This is a genomic window from Streptomyces ziwulingensis (assembly GCF_039542605.1).
GTDB classification, from domain to species: Bacteria; Actinomycetota; Actinomycetes; order Streptomycetales; family Streptomycetaceae; genus Streptomyces; species Streptomyces ziwulingensis.
Genome location: NZ_BAABIG010000056.1, coordinates 15,151 through 35,810 on the forward strand (window position 1 = coordinate 15,151; position 20,660 = coordinate 35,810).

9 protein-coding genes are annotated in these 20,660 nt (G+C 70.7%); 6 read left to right on the top strand and 3 right to left on the bottom strand.

The features are described 5' to 3' along the window. Nucleotides 1–51 precede the first annotated feature (51 nt). Together ABEB00_RS25440 and ABEB00_RS25445 are read left to right on the top strand one after the other, a co-directional pair. Nucleotides 52–4,035, top strand: coding sequence for an nSTAND1 domain-containing NTPase (locus tag ABEB00_RS25440; protein WP_345622530.1), 3,984 nt, complete (start codon nucleotides 52–54; stop codon nucleotides 4,033–4,035). Between the two features lie 403 nt (nucleotides 4,036–4,438). Next, nucleotides 4,439–4,699 (top strand): lasso peptide biosynthesis PqqD family chaperone, encoded by a 261-nt coding sequence (locus tag ABEB00_RS25445; RefSeq protein WP_345622531.1) that lies wholly within the window; start codon nucleotides 4,439–4,441, stop codon nucleotides 4,697–4,699. Nucleotides 4,700–4,757: 58 nt separating this feature from the next. On the opposite strand, the gene mmuM is transcribed toward ABEB00_RS25445, so the two are convergent. Continuing rightward, entirely contained in the window at nucleotides 4,758–5,780 is a 1,023-nt protein-coding gene (gene mmuM, locus ABEB00_RS25450) for a homocysteine S-methyltransferase (protein WP_345622532.1), read from the bottom strand. A gap of 125 nt (nucleotides 5,781–5,905) precedes the next feature. On the opposite strand from mmuM, the gene ABEB00_RS25455 reads away from it, so the two are divergent. Further along, nucleotides 5,906–6,733 carry a class II glutamine amidotransferase gene (locus tag ABEB00_RS25455; protein ID WP_345622533.1) on the top strand — a complete coding sequence of 276 codons (828 nt, stop codon included), beginning with the start codon at nucleotides 5,906–5,908 and terminating at the stop codon, nucleotides 6,731–6,733. A gap of 81 nt (nucleotides 6,734–6,814) precedes the next feature. Here ABEB00_RS25455 and ABEB00_RS25460 read toward each other — a convergent pair whose 3' ends face one another. Together ABEB00_RS25460 and ABEB00_RS25465 are read right to left on the bottom strand one after the other, a co-directional pair. After that, complete coding sequence (locus ABEB00_RS25460; protein ID WP_345622534.1) at nucleotides 6,815–7,456, bottom strand: hypothetical protein; 642 nt, start codon at nucleotides 7,454–7,456, stop codon at nucleotides 6,815–6,817. Between the two features lie 82 nt (nucleotides 7,457–7,538). Next, the gene (locus tag ABEB00_RS25465; protein WP_345622535.1) at nucleotides 7,539–10,976 is read right to left on the bottom strand and encodes a DNRLRE domain-containing protein; all 3,438 of its coding nucleotides are present in this window, start codon (nucleotides 10,974–10,976) and stop codon (nucleotides 7,539–7,541) included. Between the two features lie 481 nt (nucleotides 10,977–11,457). Here ABEB00_RS25465 and ABEB00_RS25470 point away from each other — a divergent pair, with 481 nt between their 5' ends. From ABEB00_RS25470 to ABEB00_RS25480, 3 genes are all read left to right on the top strand, one after another. Next, entirely contained in the window at nucleotides 11,458–19,209 is a 7,752-nt protein-coding gene (locus ABEB00_RS25470) for a ricin-type beta-trefoil lectin domain protein (RefSeq protein WP_345622537.1), read from the top strand. Further along, nucleotides 19,206–19,667 carry a hypothetical protein gene (locus ABEB00_RS25475; RefSeq protein ID WP_234460750.1) on the top strand — a complete coding sequence of 154 codons (462 nt, stop codon included), beginning with the start codon at nucleotides 19,206–19,208 and terminating at the stop codon, nucleotides 19,665–19,667. Before ABEB00_RS25470 ends, ABEB00_RS25475 begins: the two co-directional genes overlap by 4 nt. A 386-nt stretch (nucleotides 19,668–20,053) precedes the next feature. After that, complete coding sequence (locus ABEB00_RS25480; protein ID WP_345622538.1) at nucleotides 20,054–20,584, top strand: GntR family transcriptional regulator; 531 nt, start codon at nucleotides 20,054–20,056, stop codon at nucleotides 20,582–20,584. The last annotated feature ends 76 nt before the right edge of the window (nucleotides 20,585–20,660 follow it).

The following is a 20,660-nucleotide window of genomic DNA, read 5'->3' on the forward strand; positions in this document are numbered from 1 at the left end:
GGTTCCAGCGTGCGGACCCGGACCGGCGCAGCCAAGGAGGTGCCTGTCGCCTTGCCGGAGCGGAAACAGGAAACACACGGTGACCTGGGGCAACAGCAGTCGGCCGGAGTGATCGGCGAGACGTTCGGTGAGCGTCTGCGTCGGCTGCGCACCGAACGCGGCCTCTCCTTGACCGACCTGTCCCGTCTGGTGCACTACAGCCGCGGACACCTGAGCAAGGTCGAGAACGGCCAGAAGCCGGCCAGCGCCGACCTCGCGCACGGCTGCGACGAGGCGCTGAACGCCGACGGCACGCTGGTCGCCCTGGCGCCGCCGGGACGAGGGGCCGCCGCCGGAGCCGTATGCCCGTATCCAGGGCTGGCGTCGTTCGGGAGGCGGGACGCCCAGTGGTTCTTCGGGCGGGAGCGGGCGACCGCCGCGCTGGTGGAGCATGTGACGCGGCACCTCCGTGCGGGGAGCGACGGCGGGCCGGTCGTCGTCGTGGGGCCGTCCGGTGCGGGCAAGTCCTCGCTCCTGCACGCCGGGTTGCTGCCCGCACTCGCGTGCGGTGCCCTGCCCGTGACGGGCGCGCGGGCGTGGCCGGCGCTGTGTCTCACGCCCACCTCCCGGCCACTCGCGGAGCTGCTGCGGGGCCTGTCGCGGGTGACGGGCCTGGACGCCGAGCGCGTGCGGCGGGCGTCGGAAGCCGGCCACGACGAACTGGCCGCCCTGGTACGGGAGGCGGTGCACGGTCCCGGTGGGCTGCCACGCCAGGCGGCCGTAGGCCGGCACACCCCGCCCCCTTCCGGACTGGTACTGCTGATCGACCAGTTCGAGGAGGTCTTCACCCTGTGCGGCTCCGAGGACGAACGGCACCGTTTCGTGCGGGCCCTGCACGCTCTGTCCCGGCCCGCTCCGGACACGCGGAGCCGCATCCTGGTCGTGCTCGGGGTGCGGGCGGACTACTACGGCCCGTGCCTGTCCCATCCGGAACTGGTCGCAGCCCTGCGGGACGGCCAGTTCCCGCTCGGGCCCATGACCTCCGACGAGTTGCGCGAAGCCATCGCCGGGCCCGCGCGGGCCGCCGGGCTCACCCTGGAGCCGGGGCTGATGGAGCTGCTCCTGAACGACATCGGCGCGGGCGGCCAGTCGGCGCCCTGCCCGGGCGCCGGAACCCTGCCGCTGCTCGCGCACGCGCTGCTGACCACCTGGCAGCAGCGGGACCACGGCAGTCTGACCGTCCTCGGCTACCGGAGCACCGGCGGCATCACAGGCGCCGTCGCCTCCAGCGCCGAACGCGTCTACACCGGACTCGACCCCGAGGTGCGGGCCACGGCACGCCGGCTGCTGCTGGCGCTGGTCCGCATCGGCGAGGCGGACCAGGACACCCGCCGGAGGGTCCCCCACAGCCGCCTGCTGCCGTTGCCACCCGGATCCGGTCCCGAGCCGGGGGCGGCGGAACAGGTGCTGCGCGCGTTCGCCGACGCGCGGCTGCTGACCATGGACGCGGACTGCGCGGAGATCACCCACGAAGCGCTGCTGTACGCGTGGCCCAGACTGCGCGGCTGGATCGACGCCGACCGGGCGGGCCTGCGCCATCACCAGCGGCTGGTCGAGGCGGCGGAGGGCTGGGAGACGAGCGGGCACGATCCGGCGCTGCTCTACCGGGGCACCCAGTTGGCCGTGACGGTGGACTGGCTCGACGGCCGCCTGGTCGCTCCCGACTCACCCGAACGTCGTTTCCTGGACGCCGGGGTACGCCACGAGCGGCACGAGGCGGCCGCTCGCCGCCGCCGTACCCGCCGCCTGCGGCAACTGGTCGCCCTGCTCTCCGCTCTGGTGCTGCTGACGGCCGGAGCCACGGGATACGCGCTCTGGCAGCGAACCGACGCCCTGGCCGAACGCGACCGTTCGGCGGCACAGGTGGCGGTCGACGACGCCGAACGGCTCCGCCAGGTCGACCCCTCGCTCGCCATGCGGCTGAGCCTCGCCGCCTATCGGGTGGCCCGCACCCCGCAGACCCGCGGCGCACTGCTGGCCTCCTCGGGCAGCGTCTACTCCACACCGCTCCCACGCCACCGGCGCACCGTGCGCCAGGCCCTCTTCCACGGTTCCACGCTGGCCACGGCGGCGGCGGACGGCCTGGTCAGGCTCACCGACGTACGCCGTCCCACCCGGCCGGCCGCGATCGCCTCCGTGACCGGCCGGGACGCTCTCACCGGCGTGGCGATCACCTCGGACGGGCGGCTCCTGGCCGCCGGGGGCGCCGATGCGGCGGTGACCCTGTGGGCCCTGTCGAGAACGCCGCCCCGCAAGCTGATCTCACTCCCGGCGGGCGGCGCGGTCTCGGCGCTCGCCCTCAGTCCCGACACCAGGACCCTGGCCGCGGTCACCGAGCAAGGAGGCGTGCGCGTCTGGGACCTCAGCCGCCGGGACCGGCCGGTCCTCGTTCCGGAAGCCCCCGATGCCGCCGAAGCGTCCGAAGCCCGTCATGAGGGGCCGCTCAACGGTGTCGCCTTCAGCCCCGACGGCCGTACCCTCGCCACCGCAGGCGACGACCACACCGTACGGCTGTGGCGCACGAGCCGCGGCTCGAAGCCCGTACACCTGTCGACCCTGCGCAGCCACACCGCCCAGGTACGCGCGGTGTCCTTCGCGCCGGACGGCCGGACCCTGGCCAGCGTCAGCTTCGACCGGACCGTCCATCTCACCCCGGTCACCGACCCCCGGCACCCCGGGCGGCCGAAGATTCTGCGGGGACACAAGGGCCTGATCCACAGCGTGGCGTTCCGGTCCGACGGACGGCAGCTCGTCACCGGCGGCGACGACCAGACCGCCCGGCTGTGGGACCTCACCCACGGCCGGGAGCTGATGGCCCTGCCGCAGCCCAACCCGGTACGCGCTGCGGCCTTCGGCCCGGGAGACGTCCTCGTCACCGGGGACGACGAGGGCCGGCTGCTGCTCTGGCATCTCCCCCCGCCGGCCGCCCTCGCACCCGCGCCGACCACCTCGATGGCCTACGCCCAGAACGGCCGGCTGCTGGTCACCGCCGACCAGAAGTCGGGCGCGCGGCTGTGGAGGCGCTCGGACACCCACCACTTCACCCCGCTGGCCACCCTCGCGCACGAGCGAGCCGTCAACGCGGTGGCGGTCAGCCCGGACGGCCGCCTCCTCGCCACCGCCGGCCAGGACCACCGGACCCGCCTGTGGGACGTGACGGAACCCCACCGCCCCACCCTGCTCAGCACCCTCACCCGCCACACGGACGCGCTCTACGCGGTGGCCATGAGCGGCGACAAGAGCCTGTTGGTCACCGGCGGAGAGGATCACACCGCCCAGCTCTGGGACATCAGCCGCCCCGCGGCCCCCGCCCACCTGGCGGACGTGAACGAGCACAGCGACCGCGTCAACTCCGTGTCCCTGAGCCAGGACGGCCGACTGCTGGCCACCGCGGGCGGCGACTACCGCGCCCGCCTGTGGGACCTCTCCAATCGCCGGCACCCCGTGCTCATCGCCGATCTGCTCCATCCCAACCAGGTCAACGGCGTGGAACTCGCCCCCGACAAACGGCTCGTGGCGACCACGGACGACGACCGGAAAGTCCGTCTGTGGCACGTCCCGAGGAACAGGCCGAAGACGCCGGTGCGGGAATCCACCGCACCGCTGAGCGTCATGATCGGTCACCGGGAGGCGTCGCGCGGCACCGCCTTCGCGCCGGACGGCCGGACCCTGGCCACCACCAGCGACGACCGCACGGCACAGTTGTGGGACGTCACCCGCCCCGGCCGGCCGCTACCGCTCACCGCGTTGAACGGCCACGCCGGGCCCGTCCTCGACGTGGAGTTCAGCCCCGACGGCCGGACCCTGGCCACCGCGGGCCAGGACGCGACTCTCCGGTTCTGGTCCAACGACGTCGCCGCCGTCATCCGCCGCGTCTGCGCACTCGACGGTCCCCTCGACCGGCAGGAGTGGCAGGTGCACTTCCCGCAACAGCCCTTCCGCCGGTCGTGCGGGACGACTGGCGGCAGGCAGGCCGGCGGAAGACAGGACGGCTGAAGGGGGCCGGTGATCAGAAACCGGCCGCCGCGTGCGCGGACACGTTCTCCGTTGTGTGGTCGGTGAGGTTGCCTTCCATGTCGACCCAGTTGGTGTTCTGCCGACGGGAGCACGCGTCTTCACCAAGGACCTGCCGGACTCGGCGATCCACCTGGTTCCCGGCGGTGGCGGACCCTTACTGCTCGCGAGCCACCTGGGGGAGTGAGCCGGATCGGGCCGGATCCGGCCCGATCCGGGACGCGGATGAGACGGGTACACCACGTACCCGGGACAGCGGGCCGTCTAGGTTCGGCCGTGTCGACCGTGTCGACCGTGTCGACGGGGACCGCGGAGGGTCCGCATACCCTCCTCGCCCCGGAGTCCCGGAGCCGCGAGGCCCCAGGCTTCCGGCAGGAGGAACACCATGGCCATCACCCTGACCCCCGACATCACCCTCACCGACGTGGAGGACGGCCTGGTGCTGCTCGACCAACGGGCGGGCCGCTACTGGCACCTCAACGGCACCGGCGCCACGGCGCTGCGCCTGCTCCTCGCCGGCCGCTCCCCCGAGGAGACCGCGCGGCAACTGGGCGAGCGCACACCCGACGCCGCCGGGCGAGCCCTCGCCGACGTGCGGTCCCTGATCACCGCGCTGCGCCGGGCGCGCCTGCTGGTGCCGCGATGAACCCGCCCGTGACCCGCACCACCACGAGGCTGCGCACCTGAGGCCCTGACGGTGCAGGTCAGCCCTGGCCCCGCAGCGCCCGTGCGGCCCCGGCGACCGCGTCCGGCCCCACCCGGCAGCAGCCGCCGATCAGCCGGGCCCCGGCCTGCCGCCAGTCCCGTACCCGCGCGGCGGAGAAGCCGGCGTGGCCGGTCCAGCGGCGGGCGCCCGCGTCCCAGGTCTCGCCGCTGTTGGGGTAGGCGACGACCGGCTTGCCCGTCACCCGGGCCGCGACGGCGACCGCGTGGTCCACGTCGGCGGGGGCGGAGCAGTTGACGCCGACCGCGAGGATCTCGTCCGCGTCGGCGGCGAGCGCGAACGCCTCCTCCAGCGGCTGCCCGGCCCGGGTGCGGGCCCCGTCGATCGAGTACGACAGCCAGGCCGGTACGCCGAGACCGCGCACCGCCCGCAGCAGGGCCACCGCCTCGTCGGCGTCGGGGACCGTCTCCAGGGCGAGCACGTCGGGGCGGGCGGCGGCCAGGACCTCCAGGCGGGGGCGGTGGAAGCGTTCCAGCTCGGCGACGGTGCGGCCGTACCGGCCCCGGTACTCGGAGCCGTCCGCGAGCATCGCGCCGTACGGGCCGGCCGACGCCGCCACCCACAAGGGGCGGGTGGTGCGTGCCCGGCGGGCCGCCTCCCGGGCCAGCTCGACGCTGAGCGCCATGAGGCGGGCCGCCGTGTCCCGGTCGACACCGCACGCCGCGAACCCCTCGAACGTGGCCTGGTAGCTCGCGGTGATCGCCACGTCCGCGCCCGCCTCGAAGTACGCCAGATGCGCCTCGACGACCGCCTCGGGCCGCTCGGCGAGCAGCCGCGCCGACCAGAGCGCGCCGCTCAGGTCGTGCCCGGCGGCGCCGAGCTGCTGGGAGAGACCACCGTCGAGAACGAGGGTGGCGGCGGATGAGCCGAGGGCGTGGGCGAGCGTGAGGGCGGGGTGGGGACTAGGGCCTGGACCGGGGCCGGGACCTGGACCTGGGCCGAGACCTGGGCCGGGGTCGGGACCTGGGCCGGGACCTGGGCCGGGGTCGGTATCGCGGGGCATGTCCTCGACGGTAGTCGCCGCGCGCGCGGCGCGGGGGAGTGCTGCGATGCTGGAAGGGAAGACACAGAAGATCGACGCGGACCGCGAGAACGGCACGGACCGCGAGATCGACAAGGCGGTGGACGATGTGCCGGTGGCTCGCCTATTCGGGCTCGCCGATCCTGCTCGAAAACATGATCTACAAGCCGACGCACTCGCTGATCGACCAGAGCCTGCACGCAAAACTGGGCGTCGAGACGACCAACGGTGACGGCTTCGGCGTCGGCTGGTACGGGTCGGCGAGGGAGAGCCCGGCGATCGTCCGGGAGATCGGGCCGGCCTGGAGCAACCGCAACCTCCGGGAGATCGCCGGGCACGTCCGCTCGCACCTCTTCTTCGCCCACATCAGGGCCTCGACCGGCTCGGCGGTGCAGCAGACCAACTGCCACCCGTTCCGGCACGGCCGCTGGATGTGGATGCACAACGGCGCCGTCACGGACTTCCACCGCATCCGGCGCGACCTCGTCACGGCGGTGGCGCCGAGTCTCTTCCTCGACATCGAGGGCTCGACCGACTCCGAGGTGATGTTCTACCTGGCGCTCACCTTCGGCCTGGAACAGGACCCGCCGGGCGCGGTCGCGCGGATGGCGGGCCTGGTGGAACGGGTCGGCCACGAGCACGGCATCGAGTTCCCGCTGCAGATGACGGTCGCGGTGACCGACGGGCAGAGCCTGTGGGCGTTCCGCTACTCCAGCCAGAAGGCGTCCCGTTCGCTCTTCTACAGCACCCGCGTGGAAACCCTGCGCTCCCTCCACCCCGACCTGGACTTCCTCCGCGAAGCCTCCGACGACACCCGCCTCATCGTCTCCGAACCCCTCGGCGACCTCCCCGGCGTCTGGAACGAGGTCCCGGAGAGCACGTACGGGGTGGTCCACCCCGGCGGAGACGAGATGGCCCCGTTCACGCCGCGGTGACCGTGAAGCGACCATTTCCACCCCGGACACCCTGCGCGGCCCTCCGGGACGCCGGCCGCGTCGTCGTCGCCCACCCACTGGTCAGGAAAGCTTGGTCATCTGCGCCTGGAGGACGGCGGCGGGCAACGCGGGCGTTCCGCTGAGATACGCCACCGTGTCCCCCACCCGCAGGACGACCGTCTTCACCGGCACCGACCTGCCCGCCCTGTTCACGGTGGCCTGCCATCCCATGGCCTGCTCCACGCCTTCCGGAACGAGCTGCGGTACGACGTCACCGACCTTGTGCTCCTCACCGTCGACCGTGGTGGTGAAACCGTCCGCACACTCGTCGAGGGCGGTGCCGAGCGCGTCCATCGCCGTGGGAGCCCGACCGGACGGATACTCGGCGAGGATCGCGGTGACCGTGGCGCCGTCGCCCGACAGGCGGTGTTCGACCGTGGCCGTCGGGTCACCGACCGCCTCGCCGGACAAGGCGTACGCCAGCGGCGCGCAGGCGGGCAGAGCGACCCGTACCTCCGGTCGGCCGTCCGCTTCGGACACCGTGAGGCCGTCCACGTCCCGGGCCGCCAGTGCCGCGCCGCCGAGGTCAGTGCCGCTTGCCGTGGTGCCCGGCCGAACGGTCGGCCTCAGCGGGCTGGCGCCGCCACCACCGCCGCTCACCGCGGTGCACGCCGACAGCGACGCGCACAGGAACAGCGTCACGCAACCACGCGTCCACCTCATGCCCACCCCTTCACTTGCCTGATTACCGCCCATCCGACGGCCGGGCCGGGACGGGTCCCGGCCCGGCCGTACGGGGACGGCCCTATCCGAACGCCAGCTTCGTCGTCGCCCACTCACTGGTGCGGGTGATCACGGCCACCCCGGCGCCGATCGTCTTCGCCCCGCCCTTGTGGAAGTAGACGTCACCGGTGCTGCTCAGGGCCCAGATGTCGGGGATGCCGTCCCCGCTCACGTCCGGGGTGCCCCGCAGATGCGTGACGGGCACGACCGCCGTCGACCAGCCCTCGGCGTAGACCTCGTCGGCGCCCGTCCTGGAGGCGGCGGCGGTGGCCAGCGAGGCGATGGTGGAGCCGCCCGCGCTGTCCGCGACACCGAACCGCAGGTAGAGGCGGCTGGAGTCACCCGAACGCCACAGCAGGTCCGGGGCGCCGTCCTTGTCGTGGTCGCCCACCGAGACCAGGTCCCGCTGCAGCCACGCCGACGAGGCGATCTTGGTCATCGTCAGGAAGGACGCGCCGGTGTAGCCCTCGAAGGCCCACAGTTCGCCGCTCGTCCCGGTGGCGAACAGGTCGGCGCGGCCGTCGGCGTCGTAGTCGCCCACGACGATCTGGTCGAACAGCGCCGGGTCGGGTGCGCCGGCGGGGAGCCGCACGGTGCTGCGCCCCGAGACGTCCACACCGCCGTATCCGTCTCCCGGATACACATACAGCTCACCGTCGGGCATCCGGGCGAACAGGTCACCCACGCCGTCGGCGGCGAGGGCGTCGCCGCCGTGCGCGATCAGGGCGGGCCTGCCCTCGGCGTCCTTCCAGTAACCCGGCATGTGGTCCTCGCCGTCGCCGTCCGGGTCGGAGAGCAGGCCGACACCGTCGTCCTGGCCGGCCTCCAGGCCGGTGTGCAGGTCACCGGCCCTGGTGGACGGGTACATCAGCAGGTTGCCGCCGGAGCTGATCGCGTACAGGTCCGGGATGCCGTCACCGGTGGTGTCACCGGGCTTGTCGGTGCTGTCGCGGGGGGTGACGTAGAACAGGTACTTCGTGCCCAGCGACCGGTTGCCCGCGCTGTCCACGGCTCGTACGTACAGGACGTTGGGGCCGGCGGTGACCGGCGACAGGGGTGGGGAGTACGAGTCCCCCGGGGCGACCGACTCGCTGTCCTTGAACGACGTGGAGTTGAACGACCACTCGAACTCGGTGATGTCCTTGTCCTCGTCGGGCGCGAAGGTGAACTCGCCGGCCGTGCCGAACTTCACCTTCGACCAGACCGAGCCGTCCTCGTCGGCCGCCGGGAAGTCGGTGGAGGTCACCAGCGGTTCGTTGGGCTTGCTGCTGTCGAAGACGAACCGGCAGACCTTCGGGTCGGCCGTGGGAGCGTACGCGGACGCCGTGTCGGAGTCGAGGGCGCGGACCCGCCACGAGTACTGGTAACCGTTGACCAGCGCCGACTTGGAGACCGTGGCCGACGCCTTGCCGGCGCTGCTCACCTTGACGTTCTTGTCGAGGATCTTGTCGTCGCCGTAGCCGGTGCGCCACAGCTCGAAGTCCAGGTGATCCAGGTCCTGCTGGGTGGAGGTGTCGTCGGGGTCGGAGGCGGTGGCCGACAGCACGATGTCGCGCTTGCCTACGTGGGTGTACGGCGTGGTGCGGTCACAGCCGCCGCCCGGCGCCTGGGCCAGCGAAGTCGGCGTCTTCGGCTTGCGGTTGTAGATGACGGTCAGGAGGGGCGCGCTGTCGCTCTCCGCCCGGAACTTCTTCCACGAGTAGGCGGAGTCCTCGGTGCTGGCGCGCAGGCCGATGGTCATCGACTTCGCCCCGCTGTCGGCGACGTCCTGGGCGGCCGACTTGGCGCTGTACTCCACGTAGGAGTCCGGGCAGGAGGAGTTGTAGCCGTGCGCGAAGGACTTGGTGCCGATCTCCGACTTCCAGTCCGGCTGGTTGTTCCACGTCGTCTTCGAGGAGATACCGCCGGTGACCCACACCTGCGTCTCGCGTGCCGAGCACGACCAGGCGTACGTCTCGCGCAGCTTGAGGATGGCCGAGGTCACGGTCGCGCCCTTGAAGCTGGTGGTCCAGCCCAGGCGGAAGAAGGAGCGGGACAGGCCCCAGGTGGTGGACTCGAAACCGACACGGGCCTCGGTGGTACCGGTGTTGTAGTTGGCACCGTCGTAGAAACTGGAACTGGGGTACTTCTTGTACGCCGTGGTCCAGTTCTTCGTCTTGCCGTGGATTGTGGGGTCGACGAAGACCGGGTAGACGGTGTCCTCGGCAGTGAGCAGTTCGGTGTCCGGGACCAGGGAGAGGCCGGTCGAGGTGGCTCCGGGATCGGTCAGTCCGGCGTCGGCGACGGCCATGTGGGTGCCGGGGTCGGGGCCGGCGAGGCCGGGCAGCGCGAAGACCTCCTCGTCCGTGGGCGAGAGGGGGCCGACGGCGCGGTACGCGGCCTGCGGGACGGTGTCGGGGGACTCCTCTCCCGGTGCGTCGGTGTCCATCCCGTCCTCGGGAACGGCCGTCTCCTCGTCCACCGGCGCGCCGGGCTCCTCCGGGTGCGACGGCTCGGGGCTCTCCGCCGGCTCGGGGCCCTGGGTCGGCTCGGGGTCGTCACCCTCGGTGGTGGCGGTACGGCCCGCCGAGTCCCACAGGTAGGGCGTGGGGGAGTACACGAACTCCGCGCCCGCCCGGTCCTTGGCACTGACGACCTTGGTGATCGGGTCCAGATGGAAGGTCAGGTCGGGCGAGGACAGCCCGTACGACAACTCGGCCAGCGCGGGATCGGCGGTGGCCTCGGCGCTGTGCACGATCACGACATGGCTGAAGCCACTGGCCTGTGCGGTCAGCATCAGATCGACACCGTCGAGGATGTTCCGGTAGAGCGCGGCGGCTCCGCTGATCACCGGCTCGGGCACCGCGCCCGGCCAGCTCAGCGTGACCTCGTGCCCGTCGCTGACGAGGGTGGCCAGATCGGTGTAGCCCTCGGTGGCGTCGGCGGCTCGCAGGGTGGTGGTGTCACCGTTGGTGGTGAAGACCGCGGGGCGGACGCCGGTGTCACCGGCCGTGCGACCGGAGCGGGTGTCACCGGCCGTGCGACCGGACCGTGTGCCACCGCGCCCGCCGCCTGAGAAGACCACGGGGTCGGCGGCCGCCTTCGGCGCCCACCCGCCCCCGGCCACCTTGGTCAGCTCGGTGTCGACGGGCTTCCAGTCCCCGTCCACCTCGGCCCGCACCGGTGCGCCATGAGCGACCAGTTCGAAGCTGCCGTCCGGGCGAGCGTAGGTCTCGGACATCTCGTCCCGCAGGGCGGTCACCTCGACCCGCTCGCCCGTGGCGACCGCCCTCTCCTGCGCGCTCTCCTCGGTCAGCGGCCGGGCGTCGGCCTGCTTCGTGCCGGTCGCCGGGTCGGTGGCGCCGGGACCGTCGAGGAGCGGGACGGTGAGCAGTCCGACGCCGAGCGCGCCGACGACCAGAGCACCCACCCCCGCCCGTCCGCGCCGGGACGCGGGCAGGCCGAAGCGACGACGTTCCATGGTGCTGCGTTCCCTCCCCCTGGAATTCCGGAGTTCCGGAATTCTGCGAGTCCCCTTTGTGCCCCGGCCGTGGTTATCGGCGGCATTCGGGAAACGAGCACAGAGCATGACCGATGCGACGGCATTGCGCCACACCCCTCCCTCCACCTGTGGCGCGCCTCTTCCTGGGCCGGAGCCGCCCAGACGGCTCTGACCAGCAAGTGAGCGCTCCGGGCAGGAAGGTCAAACAGGTGCATTCAACCCATCGTCAGCGGACGATTACCCTCCGTTTGGCCCGGTTCTCCACCTCTTGAATCGCCTGCACCGCATTTACCGCATGGCGTGGATATTGCCCTCGTGACCTAGATCACCAGCTCTTTGGGGCTTGTTGACTTTTCGTGAAGGTGTGCCTGAGAGTTCGTGATCATCAAGGGACCGAACTGTGTGCACGGGGGCTGCGGCTGTGTGGAGATCGCTGTCGTGGAGCGGCAGGCAGGAGCGTGTGGCGACGCGCGCCGAGCGCCGCAGACGAGCGCGGATACGCGCCGGCGTGGTCGGCTCGCTCGTGGTGGCGCTGACGGTGGGCATCCTGCCCGCCGCCTACGCGCTGCCGCCGGATGACGACCGCAGCGGAGTCGAACTGGTCGACCTCCCCGACGCGGCCGAGGCCAAGGGTGAGAACGGCGGCGCGCTCGCCGAACTCACCACGGCCGAAGCGGAACAACCGGCGGAGTACGACCCGAGCAAGGTCACCGCCCCCGCCGGTGGCACGGTGGTCAAGGACCTGACCGGCCTCGCACCCGGCGACATGGTTCCGCTCACCCAGAACGACACCGCCCTGCCGGTCGAGGTCGGCGCTCCCACGACCGCCACCGAGGCCCAGGCCGCCGCCCTGGAGGGCGAGTGGCAGGTCTCCCTCGCCGGCCAGAACGAACTGGCCGCCACCGCCATCGAGGGCGTGGCCCTGACGGTCACCCCGCCCGCCGAGTCCACCGGCGACGCGGTGATCGCCCTGGACTACAGCGACTTCTCCGAGCTGTACGGCGCCAACTGGGCGGACCGGCTGTCGTTCGTGCAGTACCCGGCGTGCTTCCTGACCACCCCGGACACCGAGGGCTGCTCGGAGCCGTCCGAGGTCACCACCGACAACGTGGTGAAGCAGACCGGCACGGACGCCGACGGCAACCCGGTGTACGAACGGCGCATCGAGGCGACCGTGGCCACCGAGGCGCTGGCCGCGGGCGGCACGTCCGCGGAGACCGCCTCGTCCGAGACCGCCTCGTCCGAGACCGCCTCGTCCGAGACCGCCTCCCCTGAGACCGCTTCCGCCACCGCCGAGGGCACTGTCACCGACGGTGTGTACCGGACCCGGCAGGCGGGCGGCGGCACCCGGCTGGCCTCCCTCGCCGCCGCGACCGCCGACGGCTCCGGCTCCTCCGTCCTGCTGGCCACCGACTCCGGCTCCGGCTCCAAGGGTGACTTCGGCGCGACCCCGCTGGTCAGCGCCGGTTCCTGGTCGGCCGGCGGCAGCTCCGGCGGCTTCACCTACTCGTACACCCTCCAGGCCCCCAGCGTCCCCGGCGGCCCGTCCCCGTCGGTCTCCTTCGGCTACAACTCCCAGGTCGTGGACGGTCGTACGTCCGCCTCCAACAACCAGCCCTCCTGGATCGGCGACGGCTGGGAGTACAACGCGGGCTCCATCACCCGCACGTACACCTCCTGCCGCGACGACCGGACCAACGGCAACAACACCAAGAAGACCAGCGACCTCTGCTTCGGCTCCTACAACGCCACCCTCACCCTCGGCGGCACGACCACCGAACTCGTCCTGCCCGACAACGCCGACCCCTACGGCGACCGGTGGGTCACCGCTAGCGGCGACGGCTCTCGCGTCGAACTCCTCAAGGACACCGGCCTCGACAACGGTGACGCCGACGGCGAGTACTGGCGGGTCACCACCCGGGACGGCACCCAGTACTACTTCGGCAAACACAAGCTGGACGACGACCCGGCGAGCGGCGACCCGGTGACCAACTCGGTCCTGACCGCGCCGGTCGCCGGCAACCAGTCCGGCGAGCCCTGCTACAAGGCGGGCGACTTCGCGGGCTCCTTCTGCGACCAGGCCTGGCGCTGGAACCTCGACTTCGTCGTCGACACCGACGGCAACGCCATGAGCCTGTGGTGGGCGAGAGAGACCAACCACTACGCGAAGAACGAGAAGTTCAAGACACCCGTCTCCTACGACCGCGGCGGCTACCTCAAGCGCATCGACTACGGCCTGAAGGCCGACGAACCGTACGCGGACCCCATCTCCCGGGTCACCTTCGGCGTCGACGAGCGATGCTTCAAGGAAGGCGAGATCGCCTGCACCTCGCAGGGCGACGAGAACGACAACTTCGCCGCCGGCGACTTCGCCAAGAACCGCATCTGGTACGACACCCCGGCCGACCTGTACTGCGCCGGCGGCAAGGAGTGCTACGTCCCCGTCCCCACCTTCTGGTCACGCAAGCGCCTCGCCCAGGTGACCACCTGGACCCAACGCGCACAGGGCTCCACCGCCCTGTCCAAGGTGGATAGCTGGACCCTCCAGCAGTCCCTCCCCGCCGACCTCACCGACGAGGGCACCGCCCTGTGGCTGGAGTCCATCACCCGCACCGGTTATGGCACGGACTCCGAGGCCATCGCGCTCAACCCGGTGCAGTTCCTCGCCAACAGCCAGCCCATGCCCAACCGGGTCAAGGAAGGCACGAAGGACCCCAACCCGGCCTTCGACCGGCTGCGCGTCGCCCGGGTCGTCAGCGAGTACGGCGGCGAGACCGCCGTCACCTACAAGGCACCCACCGGCGCCTGCAAGACCGGCAGCGGCTTCCCGAAGCCGGAGGACAACACCGGCCTGTGCTTCCCGGTGTACTGGAACGCCGACCCTGACGTCGAGACCATCGACTGGTTCCACAAGTACGTCGTCGAGTCCGTCCAGGAGCTTCCCGCCCTCACCGGCGTCGACCCCGTCACCACCACCTACGAGTATCTCGACGGCGGCGCCTGGGCGCTGAACCAGGCCGAGTTCTCGAAGAAGAAGACCCGCACCTACGACCAGTGGCGCGGCTTCGCCCGGGTGCGCACCGACACGGGCGACGACAGCGGCACCGAGCTGATGTCCACCGAGCGCGGCATGACCGAGACCCGCTATTTCCGGGGCATGGACGGCGACCCGCTCCCCGGCGGCGGCACCCGCTCGGTCACCGTCAGGGACGTCAAGGAAGCCGTCATCGCGGTGGACGAGGAGCCCTTCGCCGGCCGCGTCGCCGAAAGCCTCACCTACGCCTCGGCCACCGCCGGCACCTGGCTCACCCGGACCGTCGACAAGCCGGAGGCCGTACTGCTCGCCTCCCGCAGCCGCGCCGGCGGCATCCCGGACCTCAGGGCCTGGCGCATCGAGAGCCCCGAGTCGCTCACCTACACCCAGTCCTCCGGCACCGGCGACGACAAGCGCAAGACCCGCGTCCTGCGCACGGTCACCGATTACGAGGACACCTACGGCCTGCCCGTCAAGGTCACCGAGTACAACGACTGGTCCGCGGAGGCCGCGACCGACCACGGGGACGACGACACCTGCACGGTCATGTCCTACGTGCACAACACCTCCAAGCACCTCATCGGCCTGGCCAAGCAGACCCTGACCACCGCCGGCAACTGCGACCAAGCGCCCACGGCGACCGCCGCCGACTGGATCGACGGCTCCCGCGTCGCCTACGACGGCGGGGCGTACGGCGACGCCCCGACCACCGGCAACGCCACCACCACCTGGGCCATCACCGGCACCGGCGGCGGCTGGGTGGCGGACGGCGAAGTCACCTACGACGGTTACGGCCGCACCACCTCCACCCGTGACGCCCTGGCGATCGCGGAGAACGACGCGAAGAACAAGGACACCACGGCCTACGTCCCGTCCCACGGCCAGGTCTACGAGATCAGGACCACCAACGCGCTGGCCCAGACGGAGACCACCGAGGTCGAGCCGGGTCGCGGGGTCTCCCTGACCGAGGCCGACATCAACGGCCGGACCACCACCTACGCGTACGACGCCCTCGGCCGCGCCACCCAGGTGTGGGCCCCCTCACGCGCCACGTCCAAGTCCCCGTCCGCGAGGTTCACGTACGACACCACCATCGGCCAGCCGGTCTCGGTGACCACCGAGTCCCTCACCGGCGACGGCGACTACGACGTCTCCACCGTCATCTACGACGGCCTCGGCCGCGAACGCCAGAAGCAGGATCCGGCGGTCGGCGGCGGGCGCCTGATCACCGACATCCTCTACAGCGCCAACGGCACGGTCTCCCGGACCAACAACGCGTACTTCGACAACGGCGATCCCTCCACCGTCCTGTTCGAGCTGCTCTCGGACTACCAGGTGCCCAACGCCACCCTGTACTCCTACGACGGGCTGGGCCGCACCCTCACCGAGACGCCGTACCTCGACGGCGAGGAGGACCCGAAGAAGGCCACCCATTACGAGTACGGCCTCGACAACTCCACGGTGATCAACCCCGAGGGCGCGACCGCACAGCGCACCTGGTCGGACGCCCTGGGCCGCACGGTCCGGGTGGACACCTTCACCGACGCCCTGCGCGCCGCCCACCGCTCGACGACCTACACCTACGACAAGCGCGGCGACCAGGTCGAGGCGGAGGACTCCGAGGGCAACGTCTGGAGCTGGAAGTACGACGCCCGGGGCCGTGAGACCGAGGCGGTCGACCCGGACACGGGCACGACCACCACCCGGTACGACATCCTGGACCGTCCGGAGCTGACCACCAACGAGAACGCCTCCGTCCACACGGTCTACGACAAGCTCTCCCGCCCGGTCGAACAGCGCGATGCCTCGGCCACCGGCACCCTCCTGACGAAGACGGTCTACGACACGCTGATCGGCGGCGCCGGACTGCCCACCTCGCAGACCCGCTACACCGACGGCCTCGCCTACACCACCTCGGTGACCGGTTACACCGCCGACTACCAGCCGACCGGCCGGGAGATCAGCATCCCCGAGTCGGTCGCCATGGCCTACGGCCTGGAGCCCACGTACCGCTACGGTTTCGAGTACTCGGAGATGGGCGTCCTGGAGGCGACCAACCTGCCGTCCGTGGGCACCCTGCCGGCCGAGAAACTCGTCGTCCGCCACAACGACGACGGACTGCCCGTCTCCACCTCGGGCCTGGACTGGTACACCGCGCAGACCACCTACTCCCCGTACGGCCAGGTCCTGCGCACGGTCAGCGGTGAGAACCCCGACCGGGTCTGGACGACCAACCTCTTCGACGAGGCGACGGGCGAACTGACCCAGGCCATCGTGGACCGGGAGTCGACCAGCGACACCACGGGCGTCACCGGCCACCGCGTCAACTCCCGCTCCTACGGCTACGACCCGTCCGGCAACGTCACCTCCATCGCGGACCGGGCGAACTCCACGACCGACCTGCAGTGCTTCGACTACGACGCGCTGGGCCAGTTGACCGAGGCGTGGACGGCGCCGACGGCGTGCAACGCCACCGGCAAGGACACGGCCGCGCCGAAGTACTCGGACGGCACGACCAACGTCACCGCCGCGAACAGCGGCTACTGGCAGACCTACGAGTACGACGCGCTCGGCAACCGCAAGAAGCTCGTCCAGCACGACCCGGGCCTGGACACCACCAAGGACGCCACCACCGATTACGCCTACGGCAAGGCGGACGGCACCCAGCCGCACACCCTGACCGGCACGTCCGCCACCTATAAGGCGGACTCCGGCGCCCAGGTGACCAAGGCGACGACACTCACGTACGACGACGCGGGCAACACCACCACCCGCACCTACGACGGCTCCGAGCAGGCCCTGGACTGGACCTGGGACGGTCAGGTCGAGAAGATCACCGGCTTCGGCGAGAACGGTTCCGGCGGCTGGAAGGGCCTGGCCGACAAGTGCCTGGACCTGTCCAGTTCGCTGACCACCGCCGGAACTCCGCTCCAGCTCTACTCCTGCAACGGCACCAAGGCCCAGAAGCTCCGCATCGACTCGGCGTCCTCGGCGGACCCGTCGACCGGTGCCCTGAAGATCCTCGGCGAGTGCGCGGTCCCGAAGGACGGCGCCACCGCGGTCGGCACACCGGTCGTCATCGCCGACTGCACGGGCACGGCGGCCCAGCAGTGGACGGCGACCTCGACGGGAACCCTGAAGCACGTCGCGTCCGGCAAGTGCCTGGACGTCCCGGCCTCCAACTCGGCCGACGGCACCGACCTCCAGCTCAACACCTGCGGCACCGGCGCCAACCAGCAGTGGGTGCCCGACAAGGAGACCAAGTACCTCTACGGCGGCGACGGCTCCCGCCTGATGGCGATCTCGGGCACCGAACGCACCCTGTACCTCGGCGAGTCGACCATCTCCGTCAACGCGGCCGGCGGCCCCGCCTACACCGAGCGCTACTACTCCCAGGCCGGCGCACCCACGGTGATGCGCTACGCACAGGGCAGCGGCGCCTCGGACCTGTCCGCGCAGATCACCGACCAGAACGGCACCGCGTACGCCAACGTGTCGCTGGCGGCCGGCAACAGGGTCCGCTTCTCCAAGACCGACCCGTTCGGTGCGGAGCGCACCGAGTCGACGACCTGGCGCTCGCACCGGAGTTACGTCGGCGGTGGTGACGACGCGAGCAGCGGCCTGGTCCACCTGGGCGCCCGCGAGTACGACCCGGAGACGGGCCGCTTCCTCTCCCCGGACCCGGTCCTGGACCTGGCCGACCCGGTCCAGATGAACGGGTACGTGTACTGCGAGAACAACCCGGTCACCTTCGCGGACCCGTCCGGCCTGGCGTCGGAGGGCGGCACGAGCGAGTACGGCGGCCCCTCGGCCTCGGCGGAGGCCTGGGCGAAGAGACAGATGAACACGTCCCTGGCGGACATCATCCTCTCGGTCGGCTGGGCCGCGCTGAAGGACTTCGTCGGCTGGAACGACGTGGTGGGCTGCTTCTCCCGGGGCGACCTGTGGGCCTGCGGCAGCCTGTTCATCCAGGCGATCCCGTGGGCGAAGCTGGGCAAGATCCCCTCGGTCCTCAGGGCGGCCAAGCGCATCGCCGACGCGGTCAACGCGTGGATGAAGGCCAAGGAGAAGGCCAAGAAGATCATCGAGATGGCCAAGAAGGCCCGCGAACTGGCCCGCAAGGCGAAGGAGGCCAAGCGCAAGGCCGCCGAGAAGGCCGCGCAGCTACGGAAGAAGGCCAAGGAGGCGGCCACCCGCAGGGCCAAGGCGGCCGCCCGGAAGACCGGCAACGCCGTCCAGAAGACCCAGAAGGCGGCGGCGAAGAAGGCGGCACCGGAGCCGCGGCAGGCGAAGACGGCCAAGAAGTCGGGCGAAGGCGGCGGTGACAGCGGCGGCGCCGGCAACGACGGGGCGAGCTGCCCGGTCGCCAACAGCTTCGTCCCCGGCACCCCCGTCCTCATGGCCGACGGCACCACCAAGCCGATCGAGAAGGTCAAGAACGGCGACAAGGTCCTGGCCACCGACCCGGAAACCGGCGAAACGACCGTAGAGACGGTCACCGCCGAGATCCACGGCACGGGCGTCAAGCACCTGGTCAAGGTCGAGATCACCACGGCCGACGGCAAGACCGCCGAGGTCACGGCCACGGACGGGCACCCCTTCTGGGTCCCCGAACTGTCCGACTGGATCGACGCCACCGACCTGAAGCCGGGCCAGTGGCTGCGCACCAGCGCCGGCACCTACGTCCAGATCTCCGCGATCGAACGCCGGACGGTCCAACAGGCCACGGTCCACAACCTCACGGTCAGTGACCTGCACACGTACTATGTGCTGGCGGGGGCCACTCCGGTCCTGGTTCACAACTGTGGTGGATCGCAACCCGGACACTCCGATCTTTGTAGGTGCGACCCGGAGAAGCCCCGCAGCGAGGTTGTCCTGGACGCGGACTCGTTCGAACAGGCCAGAAACCAGGCCCTGGACACCGTGGGGCCCATCGATACCGGTTCGTGGCAGCGTCGGCAGGGGACGATGGAGTCTGCGGTCGACACATTCGGTAGGGATACCGGGTTCACCGCGACCAGCGGTGGGGAATACAGGTCGTTCCGCCTGGATACCGACGACCGGATCGGCCCGCACATCAATGTGATGACGGGGAAGGGTGCGGCGGTTCGAAAATGGGCGATAAGGTTCCCTGGCGGGAGCGGGGGTATTTCGACGTGGTTGAGGCGGAACGTATGACCGACGGTAGTTCTTATGGGAGTCATCCGGAATACCTTCCGGACTTCATGAATGACCCCCGTGACGATGACGGCCGACAGGTGATGAAGCTGGATCTCGCCGAGAACCGCGCGCTGGCGGCAGCGACGCTGAGCAGATTTCCGGCTGCTACCGGCGACGTGATCGACTTCGAGTCCACTCCGTTCGAAGACCGCCTCTGGTGGGACGATGAGGAGCACTGGACGAGGATGGCGGCGGAGCTGCTCTCCTCGTACGTGCAGCGGGGTGAGCGGATCGCCGTCATCTGGGGCAACTATCTGATGCCGGCGGTGACCATGCCTGCGGATGTTGCTGTGCGACATGCGCGGGACATCCTGGACGCCGGGCCGCACTTCTGGATCCATCCGCTTGGCGGTTCGGTGCTCATCGAATGCCTAATGGATGGACAAGTGACGGTCGTGACGATTCCGTCAAGCTAAGTACAGAACCATTGAGAACGCCCCGCCGGGGAATCGGCGGGGCGTTCTCAATGGTCTCCAATCGTTGTTCGCAGCCAGGCGGCCAAGCGGCAAGATTCGGAATTTCCTGAGTAGGTAACGCGGAGCCGAATACGGTCCGTGAATCGCGATCGGGAACCAAGCTGAGAGATCGCGTGACGCCCCTTCCTGCGCAACCTGAAGAGGGGGCGTTGCGGGTTTGACGGCAACGCTGACGGCAACGTCAGCGGACGACGGCTATGACGGGTGGGTCGTCGGGGTCGTTGCCGGTGGGGCTGAGGGCGTTGCCGAGGGTGTTGATCGCCTGGCGCTGGAGGCGCGGATGGCAGACCGCCACCAGCCCCGCTGACGATCCCCGCCCCCCATACGTGCGGACCGCGGACACGCTCCGCAAGCAGATCCAGGACGGCCAGCTCGCATCCGGTGCCAAGCTGCCGTCCGCCCGCGAAATGCAAGAACAGTTCGGCATCGCCAACTCCACTGCGCAGAACGCCCTGCGGGTCCTGAAGGAGGAGGGGCTGATCTACTCCGTGCAGGGCCGAGGCGTCTTCGTCCGCGAACTCAGCCCGCGCGATCAGCTCCTCAACCGCTACAACGAGATGCTCGACGAGAGCATCGTCCAGCGCCAGGCGGACGAGGAAGCGGTACGGCTCAGCGGCAAGTCCGATGAAGAGATAGCCGCCGAACTCGTCGCTGCCGAGGAAAGGTTCACCAAGGCCAGCACCGAATTGGAAGCTGCCACCGCCCACCGCGACGCCATGCGTGCAGTCATGGAACAGCGCAAGCGCCTCAGTGGCAACTACACGCCCGAGGAGGCCGCCGCCAAGGCCCAGCGCCTGCACGACCGACTAGAACGAAGAAAGACGCCGACGCTGAACCGGCCACACCCGGCGGAGTAGCAGGACACGCAGTACCGGTTGAGCTGTTCAGAGTTTCTTTACCTGGTCAAGGCGGTCCGCTGGCGCGGCCCGCGTG

What these genes read in the sequence shown, in the direction of transcription:
- ABEB00_RS25445 (WP_345622531.1), top strand. Translation starts at nt 4,439, where the DNA reads ATGGCCATCACCCTGACCCCCGACATCACCCTCACCGACGTGGAGGAC.
- mmuM (WP_345622532.1), bottom strand. Translation starts at nt 5,780, where the DNA reads ATGCCCCGCGATACCGACCCCGGCCCAGGTCCCGGCCCAGGTCCCGAC.
- ABEB00_RS25455 (WP_345622533.1), top strand. Translation starts at nt 5,906, where the DNA reads ATGTGCCGGTGGCTCGCCTATTCGGGCTCGCCGATCCTGCTCGAAAAC.
- ABEB00_RS25460 (WP_345622534.1), bottom strand. Translation starts at nt 7,456, where the DNA reads ATGAGGTGGACGCGTGGTTGCGTGACGCTGTTCCTGTGCGCGTCGCTG.
- ABEB00_RS25465 (WP_345622535.1), bottom strand. Translation starts at nt 10,976, where the DNA reads ATGGAACGTCGTCGCTTCGGCCTGCCCGCGTCCCGGCGCGGACGGGCG.
- ABEB00_RS25475 (WP_234460750.1), top strand. Translation starts at nt 19,206, where the DNA reads ATGACCGACGGTAGTTCTTATGGGAGTCATCCGGAATACCTTCCGGAC.